The 14781-nt window shown below is 73.5% G+C and carries 14 protein-coding genes; 2 read left to right on the top strand and 12 right to left on the bottom strand.

What is annotated here, in order from left to right; all coding sequences use genetic code 11:
- The first annotated feature begins 78 nt into the window (after positions 1 to 78).
- The gene (locus tag ACTT8P_RS07230) at positions 79 to 414 is read left to right on the top strand and encodes a hypothetical protein (protein WP_442830696.1); all 336 of its coding nucleotides are present in this window, start codon (positions 79 to 81) and stop codon (positions 412 to 414) included.
- On the opposite strand, the gene ACTT8P_RS07235 is transcribed toward ACTT8P_RS07230, so the two are convergent.
- From ACTT8P_RS07235 to ACTT8P_RS07255, 5 genes are all read right to left on the bottom strand, one after another.
- Complete coding sequence (locus ACTT8P_RS07235; RefSeq protein ID WP_442830697.1) at positions 411 to 770, bottom strand: MmcQ/YjbR family DNA-binding protein; 360 nt, start codon at positions 768 to 770, stop codon at positions 411 to 413. The two genes, ACTT8P_RS07230 and ACTT8P_RS07235, sit on opposite strands and share 4 nt — an antisense overlap.
- Complete coding sequence (locus tag ACTT8P_RS07240) at positions 767 to 2035, bottom strand: hemolysin family protein (RefSeq protein ID WP_442830698.1); 1269 nt, start codon at positions 2033 to 2035, stop codon at positions 767 to 769. Before ACTT8P_RS07240 ends, ACTT8P_RS07235 begins: the two co-directional genes overlap by 4 nt.
- The gene (gene ybeY / locus ACTT8P_RS07245) at positions 2032 to 2529 is read right to left on the bottom strand and encodes an rRNA maturation RNase YbeY (RefSeq protein WP_442830699.1); all 498 of its coding nucleotides are present in this window, start codon (positions 2527 to 2529) and stop codon (positions 2032 to 2034) included. The genes ACTT8P_RS07240 and ybeY overlap by 4 nt, the downstream gene beginning before the upstream one ends.
- Positions 2530 to 2541: 12 nt before the next feature.
- The gene (locus ACTT8P_RS07250; protein ID WP_442830700.1) at positions 2542 to 3561 is read right to left on the bottom strand and encodes a PhoH family protein; all 1020 of its coding nucleotides are present in this window, start codon (positions 3559 to 3561) and stop codon (positions 2542 to 2544) included.
- 126 nt (positions 3562 to 3687) lie between these two features.
- Positions 3688 to 4836, bottom strand: a complete 1149-nt coding sequence (locus tag ACTT8P_RS07255) for a carbohydrate kinase family protein (protein ID WP_442830701.1) — start codon at positions 4834 to 4836, stop codon at positions 3688 to 3690.
- A 285-nt stretch (positions 4837 to 5121) separates the two neighbouring features.
- Between ACTT8P_RS07255 and ACTT8P_RS07260 the strand changes: the two genes are divergently transcribed.
- On the top strand, positions 5122 to 6441 hold the full coding sequence (locus ACTT8P_RS07260) for an MFS transporter (RefSeq protein ID WP_442830702.1): 1320 nt from the start codon (positions 5122 to 5124) through the stop codon (positions 6439 to 6441).
- A gap of 6 nt (positions 6442 to 6447) precedes the next feature.
- Here the strand turns inward: ACTT8P_RS07260 and ACTT8P_RS07265 are convergent, their stop codons facing one another.
- The 7 genes from ACTT8P_RS07265 to ACTT8P_RS07295 form a co-directional block, all read right to left on the bottom strand.
- Positions 6448 to 7440: an adenosine deaminase gene (locus ACTT8P_RS07265; protein ID WP_442830703.1), complete on the bottom strand. Its 993-nt coding sequence runs from the start codon at positions 7438 to 7440 to the stop codon at positions 6448 to 6450.
- Positions 7441 to 7460: 20 nt separating this feature from the next.
- Complete coding sequence (locus tag ACTT8P_RS07270; protein ID WP_442830704.1) at positions 7461 to 8402, bottom strand: ribonuclease Z; 942 nt, start codon at positions 8400 to 8402, stop codon at positions 7461 to 7463.
- Between the two features lie 6 nt (positions 8403 to 8408).
- Complete coding sequence (locus ACTT8P_RS07275; RefSeq protein WP_442830705.1) at positions 8409 to 8762, bottom strand: histidine triad nucleotide-binding protein; 354 nt, start codon at positions 8760 to 8762, stop codon at positions 8409 to 8411.
- Positions 8763 to 8875: 113 nt separating this feature from the next.
- Positions 8876 to 12076, bottom strand: coding sequence for a S41 family peptidase (locus tag ACTT8P_RS07280; RefSeq protein ID WP_442830706.1), 3201 nt, complete (start codon positions 12074 to 12076; stop codon positions 8876 to 8878).
- Between the two features lie 45 nt (positions 12077 to 12121).
- On the bottom strand, positions 12122 to 12664 hold the full coding sequence (locus ACTT8P_RS07285; protein ID WP_442830707.1) for a hypothetical protein: 543 nt from the start codon (positions 12662 to 12664) through the stop codon (positions 12122 to 12124).
- Positions 12665 to 12767: 103 nt separating this feature from the next.
- On the bottom strand, positions 12768 to 13511 hold the full coding sequence (locus ACTT8P_RS07290) for a 16S rRNA (uracil(1498)-N(3))-methyltransferase (protein WP_442830708.1): 744 nt from the start codon (positions 13509 to 13511) through the stop codon (positions 12768 to 12770).
- Positions 13508 to 14593: a nitronate monooxygenase gene (locus ACTT8P_RS07295; protein ID WP_442830709.1), complete on the bottom strand. Its 1086-nt coding sequence runs from the start codon at positions 14591 to 14593 to the stop codon at positions 13508 to 13510. Before ACTT8P_RS07295 ends, ACTT8P_RS07290 begins: the two co-directional genes overlap by 4 nt.
- Between the last annotated feature and the right edge of the window lie 188 nt (positions 14594 to 14781).

Genomic DNA, 14781 nt, shown 5'->3' on the forward strand with positions numbered 1-14781 from the left:
ACCAACCTGTACGAAGGTTGACGACGTGCACCAAATTACAATGAGCAAGGGCCGGACTCTGCCCACGGAGACAGCCGAATGAAGGCCCTCCGGCTTCTCCCGTGGTCCGACGACAAGCGTGCCTACCTCCGTACGGACGACTCGGAGAGCCGCCTCTCACAGCTCGCGGACGAGATGGAAGAAGCCCAGCTCAAGGCCGGCAGCCACGTGCTCGGCGCCGCTCGCGATCTGCTGGGCGACCCGAAGGCGTCCACGGCGGAGCTGCGCTTCGCGGCGGCCCGGCTGAGCGAGTGCCTGTTCGACGCACTGCGAGTCGCCGAGTCACGCGGCGTCCTGCTGGCGGACATCGACGACGAGGACCGGGGCAGCGAAGCCGACACCGACAAGTGCACGAAGGAGGACGGGCGAACCTAGGGGCGGTCGAGGCGGAGGCGGTCGGGGCGCGGTAGGCCGGCGACGACCAGGTCGTAGGAGTCCTCGACCAGCTCCCGGACCATGCGGTCCGGGAGTCCCCCGTCGGCCGTGACCGTGTTCCAGTGCCGCTTGTTCATGTGCCAGCCGGGGATGATCCAGTCCGGGTGCTCGGTGCGCAGCCGGACCGCGTCGTCCGGGTCGCACTTGAGGTTGACGGTGAGCGGGCGGGCGTCCAGGTCGGTGAGGGCGAACATCTTGCCCAGCACCTTGAAAACCGAGAACTCGGGGCCGAAGGGGAAGTCCTCCACCGCCGCGTTGAAGGACCGGCACAGGGCGCGCAGTTCCGGTCCGTTCATTCCGGCTCCGCCAGAACCGTGACGATCTTGTTCCGGCGGCCCGCGGCGGCCTCCGCGGTCAGCCGCAGGGAGCGGCCGTCGGGCAGTTCGACCACGGACGAGGCGCCCGCGATCGGCACCCGGCCCAGCGCCTTGGCCAGCAGCCCGCCGACCGTCTCCACGTCCTCGTCGTCGAACGACTCCAGGCCGTACAGCTCGCCCAGGTCGCCGATGTCGAGCCGGGCGGTGACCCGGTAGCGGTCCTCGCCGAGCTCCTGGACCGGCGGGAGTTCGCGGTCGTACTCGTCGGTGATCTCGCCGACGATCTCCTCCAGGATGTCCTCGATGGTGACGATGCCGGCCGTGCCGCCGTACTCGTCGATGACGACGGCGACGTGGGTGCGGTCCTTCTGCATGTCGCGCAGCAGGTCGCCGGCGTTCTTGGTGTCGGGCACGAAGTACGCCGGGCGCATCGCCGTGGAGACCAGCTCGCTCTCCGCGTCCCGGCTGATGTGCGTCTTGCGGGCCAGGTCCTTCAGGTACACGATGCCGACGATGTCGTCCTCGCTGTCGCCGGTGACCGGGATGCGGGAGAAACCGGAGCGCAGGGCGAGGGTGAGGGCCTGCCGGATGGTCTTGTAGCGCTCGATGACCACGAGGTCGGTGCGCGGCACCATGACCTCGCGCACCAGGGTGTCGCCCAGCTCGAAGACCGAGTGCACCATGCGACGCTCCTCGGCCTCGATCAGGGACTCCTTCTCGGCCAGGTCGACCAGGGCGCGCAGTTCGGCCTCGGAGGCGAACGGGCCGCGGCGGAAGCCCTTGCCGGGGGTGAGCGCGTTGCCGATGAGGATCAGCAGCGGCGGGATCGGGCCCATGATCCGGGCCAGCGGCACCAGGACGTACGCCGCCGCGGTGGCCGTGTTCAGCGGGTGCTGGCGGCCGATGGTGCGCGGCGAGACCCCGACGGCGACGTAACTCACCAGCACCATCACGGCGATGGCGATCAGCAGTGCCTCGGTGGTGTTGCTGACCTCGTTGAGGCAGCCGTACGTGACCAGTGCCGCGGCGGCCATCTCGCAGGCGACCCGGACCAGCAGCGCCACGTTGAGATAGCGGGTCGGGTCGGCGGCGACCTTGGCCAGTTTGGCGCTGCCGCGCCGCCCGGAGCGGACCGCCTCCTCGGCGCGGAAGCTGGAGACGCGGGCGAGTCCGGCCTCGGCGCTGGCGGCGAGCCAGGCGACGACGACCAGGGCGACCGCGCCCGCGACGAGCGGCAGGCTCATGAGACGGTCGGGGCCGGGGACGGGCCGGTCAGGCCCTTCTCCGCACGCCAGCCGTCCACGATGGCCGCCTGCAGGCCGAACATCTCGGCCTTCTCGTCCGGCTCCTCGTGGTCGTAGCCGAGCAGGTGCAGCACCCCGTGGACGGTGAGCAGCTGGAGCTCCTCGTCCATGGTGTGCCGGGTCTCCGCGTCGGCGCCCTGCTTGGCGGCGACCTCGGGGCACAGCACGATGTCGCCGAGCAGCCCCTGCGGCGGCTCGTCGTCGTCCTTGGCCGGCGGCCGCAGTTCGTCCATCGGGAACGACATGACATCGGTGGGGCCCGGCAGGTCCATCCACTGGATGTGCAGCTGCTCCATGGCGTCGGCGTCCACGACGATCACCGACAGCTCGGAGAGCGGGTGGATGCGCATCCGCGCGAGCGCGTAGCGGGCGATGTCGAGGATCGCCTGCTCGTCGACCTCGGTTCCGGATTCGTTGTTGACGTCGATCGACATGGTCGTGCTGGTCTACTTCCCCTGGGAGCTGTCGTACTTCTCGTAGGCGTCGACGATACGGCCCACCAGCTTGTGCCGGACCACGTCCTGGGAGGAGAGCCGGGAGAAGTGCACGTCGTCCACCCCGTCCAGGATGTCCTGCACCTGGCGCAGCCCGGACTTGGTGCCGCCCGGCAGGTCGACCTGGGTCACGTCACCCGTGATCACGATCTTCGAGTCGAAGCCGAGCCGGGTGAGGAACATCTTCATCTGCTCGGGGCTGGTGTTCTGGGCCTCGTCCAGAATGATGAAAGCATCATTAAGGGTCCGGCCGCGCATGTATGCGAGCGGCGCCACCTCGATCGTGCCCGCTGCCATCAGGCGGGGGATCGCGTCCGGGTCCATCATGTCGTGCAGCGCGTCGTAGAGCGGGCGCAGGTAGGGGTCGATCTTCTCGTAGAGGGTGCCGGGCAGGAAGCCGAGGCGCTCGCCGGCCTCGACCGCGGGGCGGGTCAGGATGATGCGGTTGACCTGCTTGGACTGGAGGGCCTGGACCGCCTTGGCCATCGCCAGGTAGGTCTTGCCGGTGCCCGCCGGGCCGATGCCGAAGACGATGGTGTGCTTGTCGATGGCGTCGACGTACCGCTTCTGGTTCAGCGTCTTGGGGCGGATGGTGCGGCCGCGCGAGGACAGGATGTTCTGCGTGAGCACCTCGGCCGGGGTCTCCTGGCCGTCGCTCTCCCCGTTCTCGCTCGCCTTGAGCATGGCGATCGAGCGTTCCACTGCGTCCTCCGTCATCGGCTGCCCGGTGCGGAGCACGAGCATCATCTCGTCGAACACGCGCTGGATGAGGGCGACGTCCGCCGGTTCGCCACTCGCGTTGATCTCGTTGCCCCGGACGTGGATGTCGGCCGCCGGGAAGGCCTTCTCGATCACGCGCAGGAGGGAGTCGCCGGACCCCAGGACGGTCACCATGGGGTGCTGGGCGGGGACGGTGAACCGTGCCCTCGTCTGCCGCTGCGCGGGGGTGTGAGCTGTGGGTGTCTGAGTCATGGGCCGGCGCTGAAGGCCTGCGGTTCCTCCTCGTCACGGCCGCGTAGCTGAGGGCGGCCTCACGACTCCCAGGGTACGACGGGGCACCGACAACGCCGTAAGACTTTTCGTATCACTCCGATCCGCTCACTGCGGGGTGCGGAAACCGATCGTCGGGACCGCGCGGCGCAGCGGCCAGGGCCGGGCCGTGTGGCAGGGGTCGTCGGGGAGCAGGGCGCCCAGGAAGGCGTACCGGGACAGGGCGGCCGGGTCCTGGCCGTCGAGCGACCGCACCTCGCGCCACCAGGCGGCGACCTCGGACCAGCCGGGCGCGGACAGCGAGCCGCCGAACTCCTGGACGGAGAGGGCGGCGGTCAGTCCGGCGAAGGCGAGGCGGTCGGCGAGCGGCCAGCCGGCCAGGGTGCCGGTGACGAACCCGGCGACGAAGACGTCCCCGGCGCCGGTCGGGTCCAGGGCCTGCACGGCGATGGCGGGGACGTCGGCGGTCTCCCCGGTGCGCCGGTCCACCGCGTAGGCGCCGTCCGCGCCGAGGGTGACCACGGCCAGCGGTACGTGCTCGGTGAGGGCGTGCGCGGCGGCGCGCGGGCAGTCGGTGCCGGTGTAGCGCATCGCCTCCTCGGCGTTGGGCAGGAACGCCTCGCAGTGCGCGAGGTCGGGCAGCGCGGCCAGGTCCCAGGCGCCGGTGTCGTCCCAGCCGACGTCGGCGAAGACGCGGGTGCCGTGCGCGGCGGCGCGGGCGATCCAGGGGGCCCGGACGCCGGGGATGAGGGAGGCGACGGCGGCTCGGGCGCGGGGCGGGCAGCCGGGGGCGGGCTGTTCCTCGGCGGGGGCCTCGTGGCCGTGCGAGACCATGGTGCGTTCGCCCTCGTAGGCCATCGAGACGGTGACCGGCGAGTGCCAGCCGGGGACGGTGCGGGAGGGGGACAGGTCGATGCCCTCGCCCTGTTCCAGCGCGTCCCAGCAGTAGTCGCCGTAGTGGTCGTCGCCGAACGCGGCGGCCAGTGAGGTGCGCAGGCCGAGGCGGGCCAGGGCGGTGGCCATGTTGGCGACGCCGCCGGGGCTGGAGCCCATGCCGCGGGCCCAGGACTCGGTGCCGCGCACCGGGGCGGAGTCGAGGCCGGTGAAGACGATGTCGAGGAAGACGGTGCCGGTGAGGTAGACGTCCACGGGCGGGTCGCCGGGGGCGCGCAGGGCGGCCAGCGGGTCGGCCCCCGGGTGCTGCCGGTGGTGCCCCTCTCCGAAAGGCCCTTCGAAGGGCGCGATGGACGCGGTCACGGTGTGCGCTCCCCTGACATGGTGCGGATCCAGACACGGTGCGGATCCAGGCCAGTCTGCATCACGGCACCGACAGCCCGTCCACTGTCGCACGGGACGACGGGGAGCGGCGCGCACTGATACCCGGTACTACAAATGCCAAACCGGCAAGTGATCTTCATCATACTTTTCGGTTTCGCTCGCGCGCCTTCGTTCTTGATACAAATTGCCCCGCGCTCCCGTCCGTCGACGGTCGTCGCCCTTCCCTTTTTTGCCCACTCCCTTTCGCATGCCCTGGGAACGCCCGTGTCTGCCCGCACCCCTTCGTGGCCCCTGGTCGCCCTCTTCACGGCCGGGTACCTCCCCCCGTACCTGCTCCCCACCGCCGTCGGCCGGCTCGGCTCGGGACTGGATCTGACCGCCACCCAGGCCGGCGCGGTCGGCAGCGCCCTGCTGCTCGGCTCCGCGACCGCCGGTCTGCTGTTCGCCGCCCGGGTGGAACGCGCCGGCCCGCGCACCCTGGCCCGGACCGGTCTCGCCCTGGCCGCCGCCGGCTACGGCGCCGCCGCGCTCACCACCTGCGTCCCGGCCGTCGTGGCCGGCGTCGTCGCCGGCGGGCTCGGCTCGGGCGCCGCCACCACCGTCGCCGCGACCCGCATCGCGGCCGAGAAGGACCCGCACCGCACCTCCACGCTGGGCCTGCTCACCGTGTCGGCGCTGGCCGCGGCGGTGTATCTGGCCGTACCGCGGCTCGGTCCCGGCCACGGCACACCGCTCGCCGCGATCGCGCTGACCGCGCTCGGCGCCTGGCCGCTGACCGCGCGGCTGCCCGGCCCGGCCCGGGACGTGACGGCCGGTCACACCCGGGCTCCGCTCCCCCACCGCCGCTCCGGCCTGGTGCTCGCCGCCGCGATGGTGTGCTGGTCGCTGGCGCAGAACTGCCTGTGGGGCGTGAGCAGCCGGATCGGCCTGGAACAGGCGCACCTCGGGGAGGCCGCGCTCGGCGCGGTGCTCGCGGCGGCGCTCGGCGCGGGGCTGATCGGGGTGCTGGCCGCCGGGGCGCTCGGCTCCCGGCTCGGGCGCGCGGTGCCGGTCGGCGCCGGGACGGTGCTGATCGCCGGGTGCATCGCGCTGACCGCGTCCGCGACCGGGCCGCTGTCCTTCACCGCCGGGGAGATCGCCTGGAACACCCTCTACCCGGTGGTGCTGTCCTACCTGATCGGCCTCGCCGCCTCGCTCGACCCGCGCGGCCGGTGGGCGGTGCTCATAGGGTCGGCGTCCTCGCTGGGCACCGCGGCCGGACCGCTGACCGGCAGCGTGCTGGCCGCGCAGGCCGGGTTCGCGGGCATGGGCCTGGTGCTCGGCGCCGGGCTGCTGCTGATCGCCGTACCGATGACGGCGGTGGCCCTGCACGCCGGCGGGCGCCCGCTGCTGCCCGGCGCGGTGCGCCGGCGCGGCGGTCACCCGGCCGCCCTGGTCGCCGCCCACACCGGCACGCCGAGCGGCGCGGTGCCGGAGGTCGGCGCCCAGGAACAGCCGGTGGTGGAGATCCCGGTGGACGGCGCGGCCGTCCCGGTCCAGGACGCCTACGGCACGGCGGGCCCCCGGCAGCCGGGGCCGCCGTAACCGGTCCTACGGGAAGACGTACGCGTCCACCTCGGCGAGGTACCGCGCCCGCAGCTCCTCGTCGTCGTCCAGGAAGGAGGCGAGGAAGGAGTTGCGGGCCAGTTCGCGCAGCCGGTCCTCGGTGAGGCCGAGGGTGTCGCGTACGGCGTCGAAGTTGTCGCCCGCGTAGCCGCCGAAGTAGGCCGGGTCGTCGGAGTTGACCGTGCACAGCAGCCCGGCGTCGAGCAGTGCGGGCAGTGGGTGGTCGGCGAGGGTCTCGACGGTGCGCAGCCGGACGTTGGACAGCGGGCAGAGGGTGAGCGGTACGCGGTCCCGCACCAGCCGCTCCACCAGCGCCGGGTCCTCGGCGCAGCGCAGGCCGTGGTCGATCCGCTCGACGCCGAGCACGTCCAGCGCCTCGGTGATGTAGGCCGGCGGGCCCTCCTCGCCGGCGTGCGCGACCCGGCGCAGGCCGAGGGCCGCGGCCTGGGCGTAGACCTCGCGGAACTTGGCCGGCGGGTGGCCGACCTCGGCGGAGTCCAGGCCGATACCGGTGATCCGGTCCAGGTAGGGCCGGGCGGCGGTCAGCGTCTGAAGGGCCGCGTCGGCGGGCTGGTCGCGCAGGAAGCAGAGGATCAGCCGGGTGGAGACGCCGTGGTGGTGCTCGCTGCTGCCCAGTGCCCGCCACAGTCCCTCGACGACCGTGCCCAGCGGGACGCCCCGGGCGGTGTGCGCCTGCGGGTCGAAGAAGATCTCGGCGTGCCGCACGCCCTGCGCGGCGGCGCGGGCCAGGTAGGCGTTGGCGAGATCCTCGAAGTCCCGCTCGGTGCGCAGCACCGCCATCAGTTCGTAGTACAGGTTCAGGAAGGACTGGAGGTCGGCGAAGCGGTACGCCTCGCGCAGCGCCTCGGTGTCCGGGTAGCGCAGGGCGACCCCGTTGCGGGCGGCCAGCTCGAAGGCCAGCTCGGGCTCCAGGGTGCCTTCGATGTGCAGGTGCAGTTCAGCTTTGGGCAGGGGCATCAGTGCATGGTACGGGGACTTTACCGACGTTTCGGAACCGGCACCCGGAGCAGGTCGTGGGCCACGGTCAGCTCGCCCGTGTATCCGGCGGCCCGCGCCTGCCGGGCGAACTCTCCCCCACTCTCGGCTCCGCTCGAGCGGGAGGTGCCCCCACGGTCGGAGTAGCGCTGGCTGAAGTGGGTGAGGACGAGGTGCCGGACGCCGGCCTCGCGGGCCACCCGGGCCGCCTGGCCGGCGGTGAGGTGGCCGTGCTCCTCGGCGAGTCTCTGGTCCTCGTCGAGGAAGGTCGACTCGATGACCAGCAGGTCGCAGCCGGCGGCGAGGGCGTGCACGCCGTCGCAGAGCCGGGTGTCCATGATGAACGCGAACCGCTGGCCGGGGCGGGCCTCGCTGACCTCGTCCAGGGTCACCCCGTTCAGGGCGCCGTCGCGCTGGAGGCGGCCGACGTCCGGTCCCTTGATGCCGTGCGCGGCGAGCCGGTCGGGCAGCATGCGGCGGCCGTCCGGCTCGGTGAGGCGGTAGCCGTAGGACTCGACGGGGTGGGAGAGGCGGTGCGCGGTGAGGGTGTAGCCGGGGGTGCGGGCCAGCACCCCGTCGGTGTCGACCGGGGCCTCGGTGAGCGCGACCGTCTCGCGGTAGGCGGTGGCGTACCGGAGGCGGTCGAAGAAGCGCTGCCCGGAGCGCGGGTAGTGGGCGGTGACCTGGTGCGGGACCCGGTCGAGGTTGATCCGCTGGATCACGCCGGCCAGGCCCAGGCTGTGGTCGCCGTGGAAGTGGGTGACGCAGATACGGTTCAGGTCGTGCGCGGCGACCCCGGCGCGCACCATCTGGCGCTGGGTGCCCTCGCCGGGGTCGAACAGGATGCCGTCGCTGTCCCAGCGCAGGACGTAGCCGTTGTGGTTGCGGTGGCGGGTGGGGACCTGGCTGGCGGTGCCGAGGATCACCAGTTCACGTAGGGACACGGGTGCCTATCCGGGCGGCCACTGGAGGCCGCGGCCGCCCAGCACGTGGGCGTGGGTGTGCCAGACGGTCTGGCCGGCGCCGGCGCCGGTGTTGAAGACGATGCGGTAGCTGTCGAGTTTCTCGTCGTCGGCGACGGCCTTGGTCTCGCGGAGCACGTCCGCCGCCAGCTCGGGGGCGCCGGCGGCGAGGGCGGCGGCGTCCTTGTAGTGGGCCTTGGGGATGACCAGGACGTGCGTGGGGGCCTGGGGGTTTATGTCGCGGAAGGCGACGGTCGTCTCTGTCTCGCGGACGATCGTGGCCGGGATCTGGCCGGCGACGATCTTGCAGAAGAGGCAGTCTTCCTGGGGGTCCCCTGGCATGTGGTTCCCTTCGGGTCGGTGGGATAGGGGGATCGTATCGTCGCCGGGTGCGGGTTGGTCGTGGCTGGTCGCGCCCACGCGGCGGAGCCGCAAATGAACACCGCCCCGCGCCCCTAGGTGGGCAGAGTCGGCGGTGTTTTCGCCGGTACCGTTTCCAGCGCCTCAAGCGCGAGCCGTACCGCCTCCTCCAACTGGGGGTCCCGGCCCGCCGCGTGGTCCTGGGGGCGTTGTTCCACCTCCACGTCCGGGTCCACGCCGTGGTTCTCCACGCCCCACTCGTAACCCTCCAGCCAGAAGGCGTACTTCGGCTGGGTGACCAGGGTGCCGTCGACCAGGTGGTAGCGGGAGTCGATGCCCACGACGCCGCCCCAGGTGCGGGTGCCGACGACGGGGCCGAGGCCGAGGGCCTTGATCGCGGCGTTGACGATGTCGCCGTCGGAGCCGGAGAACTCGTTGGCGATGGCGACGACCGGGCCGCGCGGGGCGTCCTGCGGATAGCTGTAGGGCCGCATGCCGCGCGGCACGCCCCAGCCGACGATGCGGCGGGCCAGTTTCTCGACGACGAGCTGGGAGGTGTGGCCGCCGCGGTTCTCGCGGACGTCGACGACCAGTCCCTCGCGGGCGACTTCGACGGCCAGGTCGCGGTGGATCTGGGCCCAGCCGGGGGCCTGCATGTCGGGGACGTGCAGGTAGCCGAGCCGGCCGGCGGAGAGTTCGTGGACGCGGGCCCGGCGGTCGGCGACCCAGGCGTGGTAGCGCAGGGGTTCCTCGTCGGCGACGGGGACGACGACGGCGTGCCGGGGTTCGCCGCCGCCGGCCGGCAGGACGGTCAGCTCGACGGGTTTGCCGGCCGTGCCGACCAGGAGCGGGCCGGGGCCGGTGACCGGGTCGACCGGGCGGCCGGCCACCGCGACGATCGCGTCCCCGGCGCGGATCGCGACGCCGGGGGCGGCGAGCGGGGAGCGGGCGTGCGGGTCGGAGGTCTCCGAGGGCAGCACGCGGTCGACGCGCCAGGCGCCGTCCTGGTGCCGGGACAGGTCGGCGCCGAGCAGGCCCTGCCGGGCGCCGTGGCCGTGGCCGCCGCGCGGGACGACGTAGGCGTGCGAGGTGCCCAGTTCGCCCTGCACCTCCCAGAGCAGGTCGACCAGGTCGTCGTGGGTGGCGACGCGGTCGAGGACGGGGCGGTAGCGGTCGAGTACGCCGTCCCAGTCGACGCCGCTCATGTCGGGCCGCCAGAAGTGGTCCCGCATGACGCGGCCGGTCTCCTCGTACATCTGCCGCCACTCGGCCGCCGGGTCGACGGTCGCCAGGACGCGGGAGAGGTCGACGGTGATGTTGGTGTCGCTGTCGTCGTCGCCCGAGGCGCGGCGGTCGCTGGGGACGACCTTGAGGCGGCCGTCGGTCCACAGCAGGACGCGTTTGCCGTCGCCGCTGACGGTGAAGCGGTCGGCGTCCGAGGCGAGGTGCTCGACGCGCTGCTGGGCGAGGTCGTAGCGCTCCAGCCCGGTGCCCGGGTCGGGGTCCTCGGGGGTGGCCCGGGAGGCGCCGAGGACGCCGGTGACCGGGTGGCGCAGCCACAGCACGCCGTCCTTGGCGGCGCGCAGGCCGGAGTAGCGGGCGGCCTCGACCGGGAAGGGCACGATCCGGTCGGCGAGGCCGTCGAGGTCGACGCGGGTGGTGGGGGCGCCCTCGCTGTCGGGGGTCTCGTCCTTGTCGGCGGCCTCGAAGGGGCGGCCGTGCCGCTGCGGGCCGAACGGCGACGGGGTGGTCGCGGCCAGCGTGATCAGGTGCGGGCGGGTGCCCTCGACGAAGCCCAGGTCGAAGACGTGTTCGTCGTAGACCGGGTCGAAGGAGCGGGTGGACAGGAACGCCAGGTGCTTGCCGTCGAGGGTGAAGGCGGGGGCGTAGTCCTGGAAGCGCAGCGGGGTCGCCTCGGTGACCGTGAGGTCGGTGGTGTTGGCGAGTTTGAGCTGGGACAGCGGGCGGGGGCCGGGGTGGGACCAGGCGAGCCAGTTGGAGTCGGGGGAGAAGACCAGGCCGCGGGCGTCGCCGTCCTCGCTGCGGTCGACCTCGCGGACCTCGCCGGTGGCCCGGTCGACCAGCAGTACCCGGCCGTCGTGGGCGGCGACGGCGGCCTTGCTGCCGTCGGGGGCCATCGCCAGGGCGAGGACCCGGCCGAGCTGTCCGGCGGCGAGCCGGCGCGGGGTGGCGCCGGGCAGCAGGCCGGTGGCGGGCGCGAACTCCAGGGCGTCCTCGCCCTCGGCGTCGGTCACCCACACCGCCCACTGCTCGCCGTCGGCGCGGAAGGCGCGCGGCAGCCGGGCCCGGACGCCGGGGGTGGCGGCCAGCGCGCGGGCGGGTCCGGCGCGGTGGGTGACCCAGTGCACGCCGCCGCGGACGGCGACGGCGCTGCCCCGGCCGGTGTGGTCGGGGGCGGCGGAGCCGAACCAGCGGGCGGCGTTGACCGGGAAGGGCTGGAGGTCGGCGCGGGAGCCGCCGAGCCGGATGTCCAGGCGGCGCGGCTCGGCGCCGTCCAGGTCGTCCAGCGTCCACAGCTCCCCGGCGCTGGAGTAGACGACCCGGGTGCCGTCGGTGGCCGCGTGCCGGGCGTAGAAACCCCCGAGGGGGGTGTGCCGGCGCAGGTCGGAGCCGTCGGCGAGGGAGGAGTAGAGGGCGCCGGTGCCCTCGTGGTCGCAGAGGAAGGCGAGCCGGTCGCCGACCCAGAACGGGTACTCGATGTTGCCGTCGAGGTCCTGGTGGACGCGGACGAACTCGCCGTCGCCGTCCCGGTCGATCCACAGCTTGCCGGCCGTGCCGCCCCGGTACCGCTTCCACCAGGCGGCCTCCCGGCCCATCGGCGCGGACAGCAGCACGGTGTGCGGGCCGAACGCGACGTCGCCGACCGGGCCGTAGGGCAGGGTCTCGGCGGGGCCGCCGTCCAGCGGGATGGCGCGGGCCCAGCTGCGGCGCAGGCTGGCCTGGCCGTAGGTGCTGATGGCCAGCACCCGGCCGTCCGGCAGCCAGCCGCGCACCTGGGTCTTGTGGCTGCCCCAGTGGGTGAGGCGCCGGGACGGGCCGCCGTCGACCGGCGCGACGTGCACCTCGGGGGCGCCGTCCCGGGTGGAGGTCCAGGCCACGGTGGTGCCGTCCGGCGAGATACGCGGCTGGCTGACGGGGGTGTTGTCGGCGCTGACCCGCCAGGCCCGTCCCCCGTCGAGGGGCGCGAGCCACACGTCGTCCTCGGCGGTGAAGGCGGTCAACTCGCCGTGCGGATGCGGAAACCGGAGGTAGGCAGGGGCTGCGGGCTGAGTCACCCCCTCACCCTAAGCAGCGGCGGCGGCGCCGGACAGCGGTTTGGATCACTTGCCCTCGGGCCAGCACTCGGGGCGGGTCTGGCAGTACACGGTCCTGGTGACGGTCACGGTGACGGTGGGGCCGCCGGGCTCGTACGTACTGGAGCCGCTCGTCGGGTCGTTCACCGGCGGGGTGGGGGTGGCGTCGCAGTCGCCCAGCCCGCTGACCCGGAACCGCTCCTTGCCGTCCACCTTCGCGGTGAGTTCGCCGCGCACGCAGGCGCCCTCGACGACGCGGGTGACATGGCCGTCCACGGTGATGTCCTTGCCGTCGTCGGTCTGTCCCTCGCAGCTCACCTCGGCGACCGTCTCCTCGCTCGCCGTGGCACTCGCGCCGGAGCCGTCGTAGGACGCGTTGCAGGTCATCCACCGCACGTTCGCGTCCCGTCGCTCCAGCTCACGGGTGACCGTCTGGTCGGTGGTGTACGCCACCGACGCGGAGTTCAGCCCGGCGGGATCGCACGCGACGACGCCACCTACGGCGACGACGACCGCTCCGGCCGCCAGCACCCCGCGCTGCCTCCGCCGAACACGCCTCAATGCCCCCATGCCGCTTCAGCCTGCCACCGTCCCGCGCCGGGCGGTAGAGCGCATACGGACACTCCGCACCACCCCGCCGCGCTCCGCACCACGCGGGGTGACTCCGTGCGCGTCAGCCCCAGCGGCCGGTGCGGCCCAGCAGCAGGGCGGCGGCGGCCGTGCCGGCCGTCGAGGTGCGCAGGACGGTCGGGCCGAGCAGGTACGGGCGGGCGCCGGCCCCTGCGAAGAGGTCCAACTCCGCGGGGGCGACGCCGCCTTCGGGGCCGACGACCAGCACGATGTCGCCCTCGGCGGGGAGTTCGGCGGTGGCCAGCGGGAGGTCGCCGCTCTCGTGGAGCACGGCGGCGAAGTCGGCGGCGGCCAGCAGGGCGGCGACCTGCTTGGTCGTCGCCGCGTCCGCGACCTCGGGGAACCGGTCCCGGCGGGACTGCTTGCCGGCCTCCCGGGCCGTCGCCCGCCACTTGGCCAGCGCCTTCAGGCCCCGGTCGCCCTTCCACTGGGTGACGCAGCGCGCCGCCGCCCACGGCACGATCGCGTCGACGCCGACCTCGGTCATCGTCTCCACGGCGAGTTCGCCCCGGTCGCCCTTGGGCAGCGCCTGGACGACGGTGATCCGGGGCTGCGGGGCGGGTTCCTCGACCACGGCGTGCAGGCCCATGACGACCAGCCGGTCCTTGCCCTCGGCGGCCTTGACGACGCCCTGGGCCCAGTGGCCGCGCCCATCGGTGAGGACCACGTCCTCGCCGGGCCGCAGCCGCTTCACGGAGACGGCGTGCCGCCCCTCGGGGCCGTCGAGGACGAACTCCCCGCCGGGCAGGTCGTCGAGGGAGCCGGCCACGAACACCGGTGCCGTCATCGGCCCGTACCTCCGGTCGTGTAGTGCGACAACGCCGTCCCGGCGGCGGTGAGTTCGGCCACCAGCACCTCGACCAGCTGCCCGGCGCTCAGGTCGCGGGCCAGCCGGTGGCCCTGCCCGGCCCACAGGGCCAGGCCCTGTACGTCGCCCGCCTTGGCCGCCGCCTTGCGCAGCGGCGCGGTGAGGTGGTGGACGTCCGGGTAGGCGGCGGGGGCGTAGGGGCCGTGCTCGCGCAGGAAGCGGTTGACCAGGCCGCGGGCGGGGCGCCCGGAGAAGGCGCGGGTCAGTTCGGTGCGGACGAACAGCGGGTTGGTCAGCGCCAGCTTGTGCAGGGCGTGCGCGCCGGACTCGGCGGTGGCGAGGAAGGCGGTGCCGAGCTGGGCCGCGCTGGCGCCGGCCGCGAGGACCGCGGCGATCTGGCCGCCGCGCATCAGGCCGCCGGCCGCGATGACCGGCAGGCTCACCGTCTCGCGGGTCTGGGCGACCAGCGACAGCAGGCCGATCCCGGAGCCGTCCGTCTCCGGGACGTCCCGGTGGGTGCCCTGGTGGCCGCCGGCCTCGACGCCCTGCGCGATCACCGCGTCGGCGCCGCACTCCTCGACCGCGCGGGCCTCCTCGGCGGTGGTGGCGGTGACCGCGGCGAAGGTGCCCACCCGGTGCAGGGCGTCGACCGCCTCGCGGGTGGGGACGCCGAAGTGGAACGACACCACCGGTACGGGGTTGTCGAGGAGGACGGCGAGTTTCGTCTCGTAGCCGTCGTCGCGGCCGCTGTCCGGGTCGCCCAGTTCCGTCTCGTACCAGGCGGCCTCGCCGGCCAGCTGATGGGCGTAGACGCCGATGGCCGCGGGGTCGGCGGTCTCCGGCTGCGGCAGGAAGAGGTTGACCCCGAACGGGCGGCCGGTCAGGCTCCGCAGCTGCTTGATCTCCTGGTACATCCCGTCGGGCGTCTTGTACCCGGCGGCCAGGAAGCCGAGCCCGCCCGCCTCGCAGACGGCGGCGGCCAGCCGGGGCACGGAGACGCCGCCCGCCATCGGAGCCTGCACGATCGGATACGGGAAGAGATCGGTCAGCGCGGAGGACATGACCGCATGGTGCCATGTCCGTTGGACAGGACCGAATCCGACCTTCCGTGCCCGGACCGGACCACCAGGGACCGGTTCACGGTCGCCGCGGGGGCGGACTCACCGCCCCCCGCGAACCCGGCTCACCGCCCGTTGAAGGCATCCTTCAACCGCGAGAACAGCCCCTGCTGCCCCGGCTGACGGCGTCT

It is taken from the genome of Streptomyces sp. JW3 (assembly GCF_052216785.1).
In the GTDB taxonomy this organism is placed as follows: Bacteria; Actinomycetota; Actinomycetes; order Streptomycetales; family Streptomycetaceae; genus Streptomyces.

What these genes read in the sequence shown, in the direction of transcription:
- ACTT8P_RS07235 (WP_442830697.1), bottom strand. Translation starts at nt 770, where the DNA reads ATGAACGGACCGGAACTGCGCGCCCTGTGCCGGTCCTTCAACGCGGCG.
- ACTT8P_RS07285 (WP_442830707.1), bottom strand. Translation starts at nt 12,664, where the DNA reads ATGGGGGCATTGAGGCGTGTTCGGCGGAGGCAGCGCGGGGTGCTGGCG.
- ACTT8P_RS07250 (WP_442830700.1), bottom strand. Translation starts at nt 3,561, where the DNA reads ATGACTCAGACACCCACAGCTCACACCCCCGCGCAGCGGCAGACGAGG.
- ybeY (WP_442830699.1), bottom strand. Translation starts at nt 2,529, where the DNA reads ATGTCGATCGACGTCAACAACGAATCCGGAACCGAGGTCGACGAGCAG.
- ACTT8P_RS07265 (WP_442830703.1), bottom strand. Translation starts at nt 7,440, where the DNA reads ATGCCCCTGCCCAAAGCTGAACTGCACCTGCACATCGAAGGCACCCTG.
- ACTT8P_RS07240 (WP_442830698.1), bottom strand. Translation starts at nt 2,035, where the DNA reads ATGAGCCTGCCGCTCGTCGCGGGCGCGGTCGCCCTGGTCGTCGTCGCC.
- ACTT8P_RS07230 (WP_442830696.1), top strand. Translation starts at nt 79, where the DNA reads ATGAAGGCCCTCCGGCTTCTCCCGTGGTCCGACGACAAGCGTGCCTAC.
- ACTT8P_RS07275 (WP_442830705.1), bottom strand. Translation starts at nt 8,762, where the DNA reads ATGCCAGGGGACCCCCAGGAAGACTGCCTCTTCTGCAAGATCGTCGCC.
- ACTT8P_RS07290 (WP_442830708.1), bottom strand. Translation starts at nt 13,511, where the DNA reads ATGACGGCACCGGTGTTCGTGGCCGGCTCCCTCGACGACCTGCCCGGC.
- ACTT8P_RS07295 (WP_442830709.1), bottom strand. Translation starts at nt 14,593, where the DNA reads ATGTCCTCCGCGCTGACCGATCTCTTCCCGTATCCGATCGTGCAGGCT.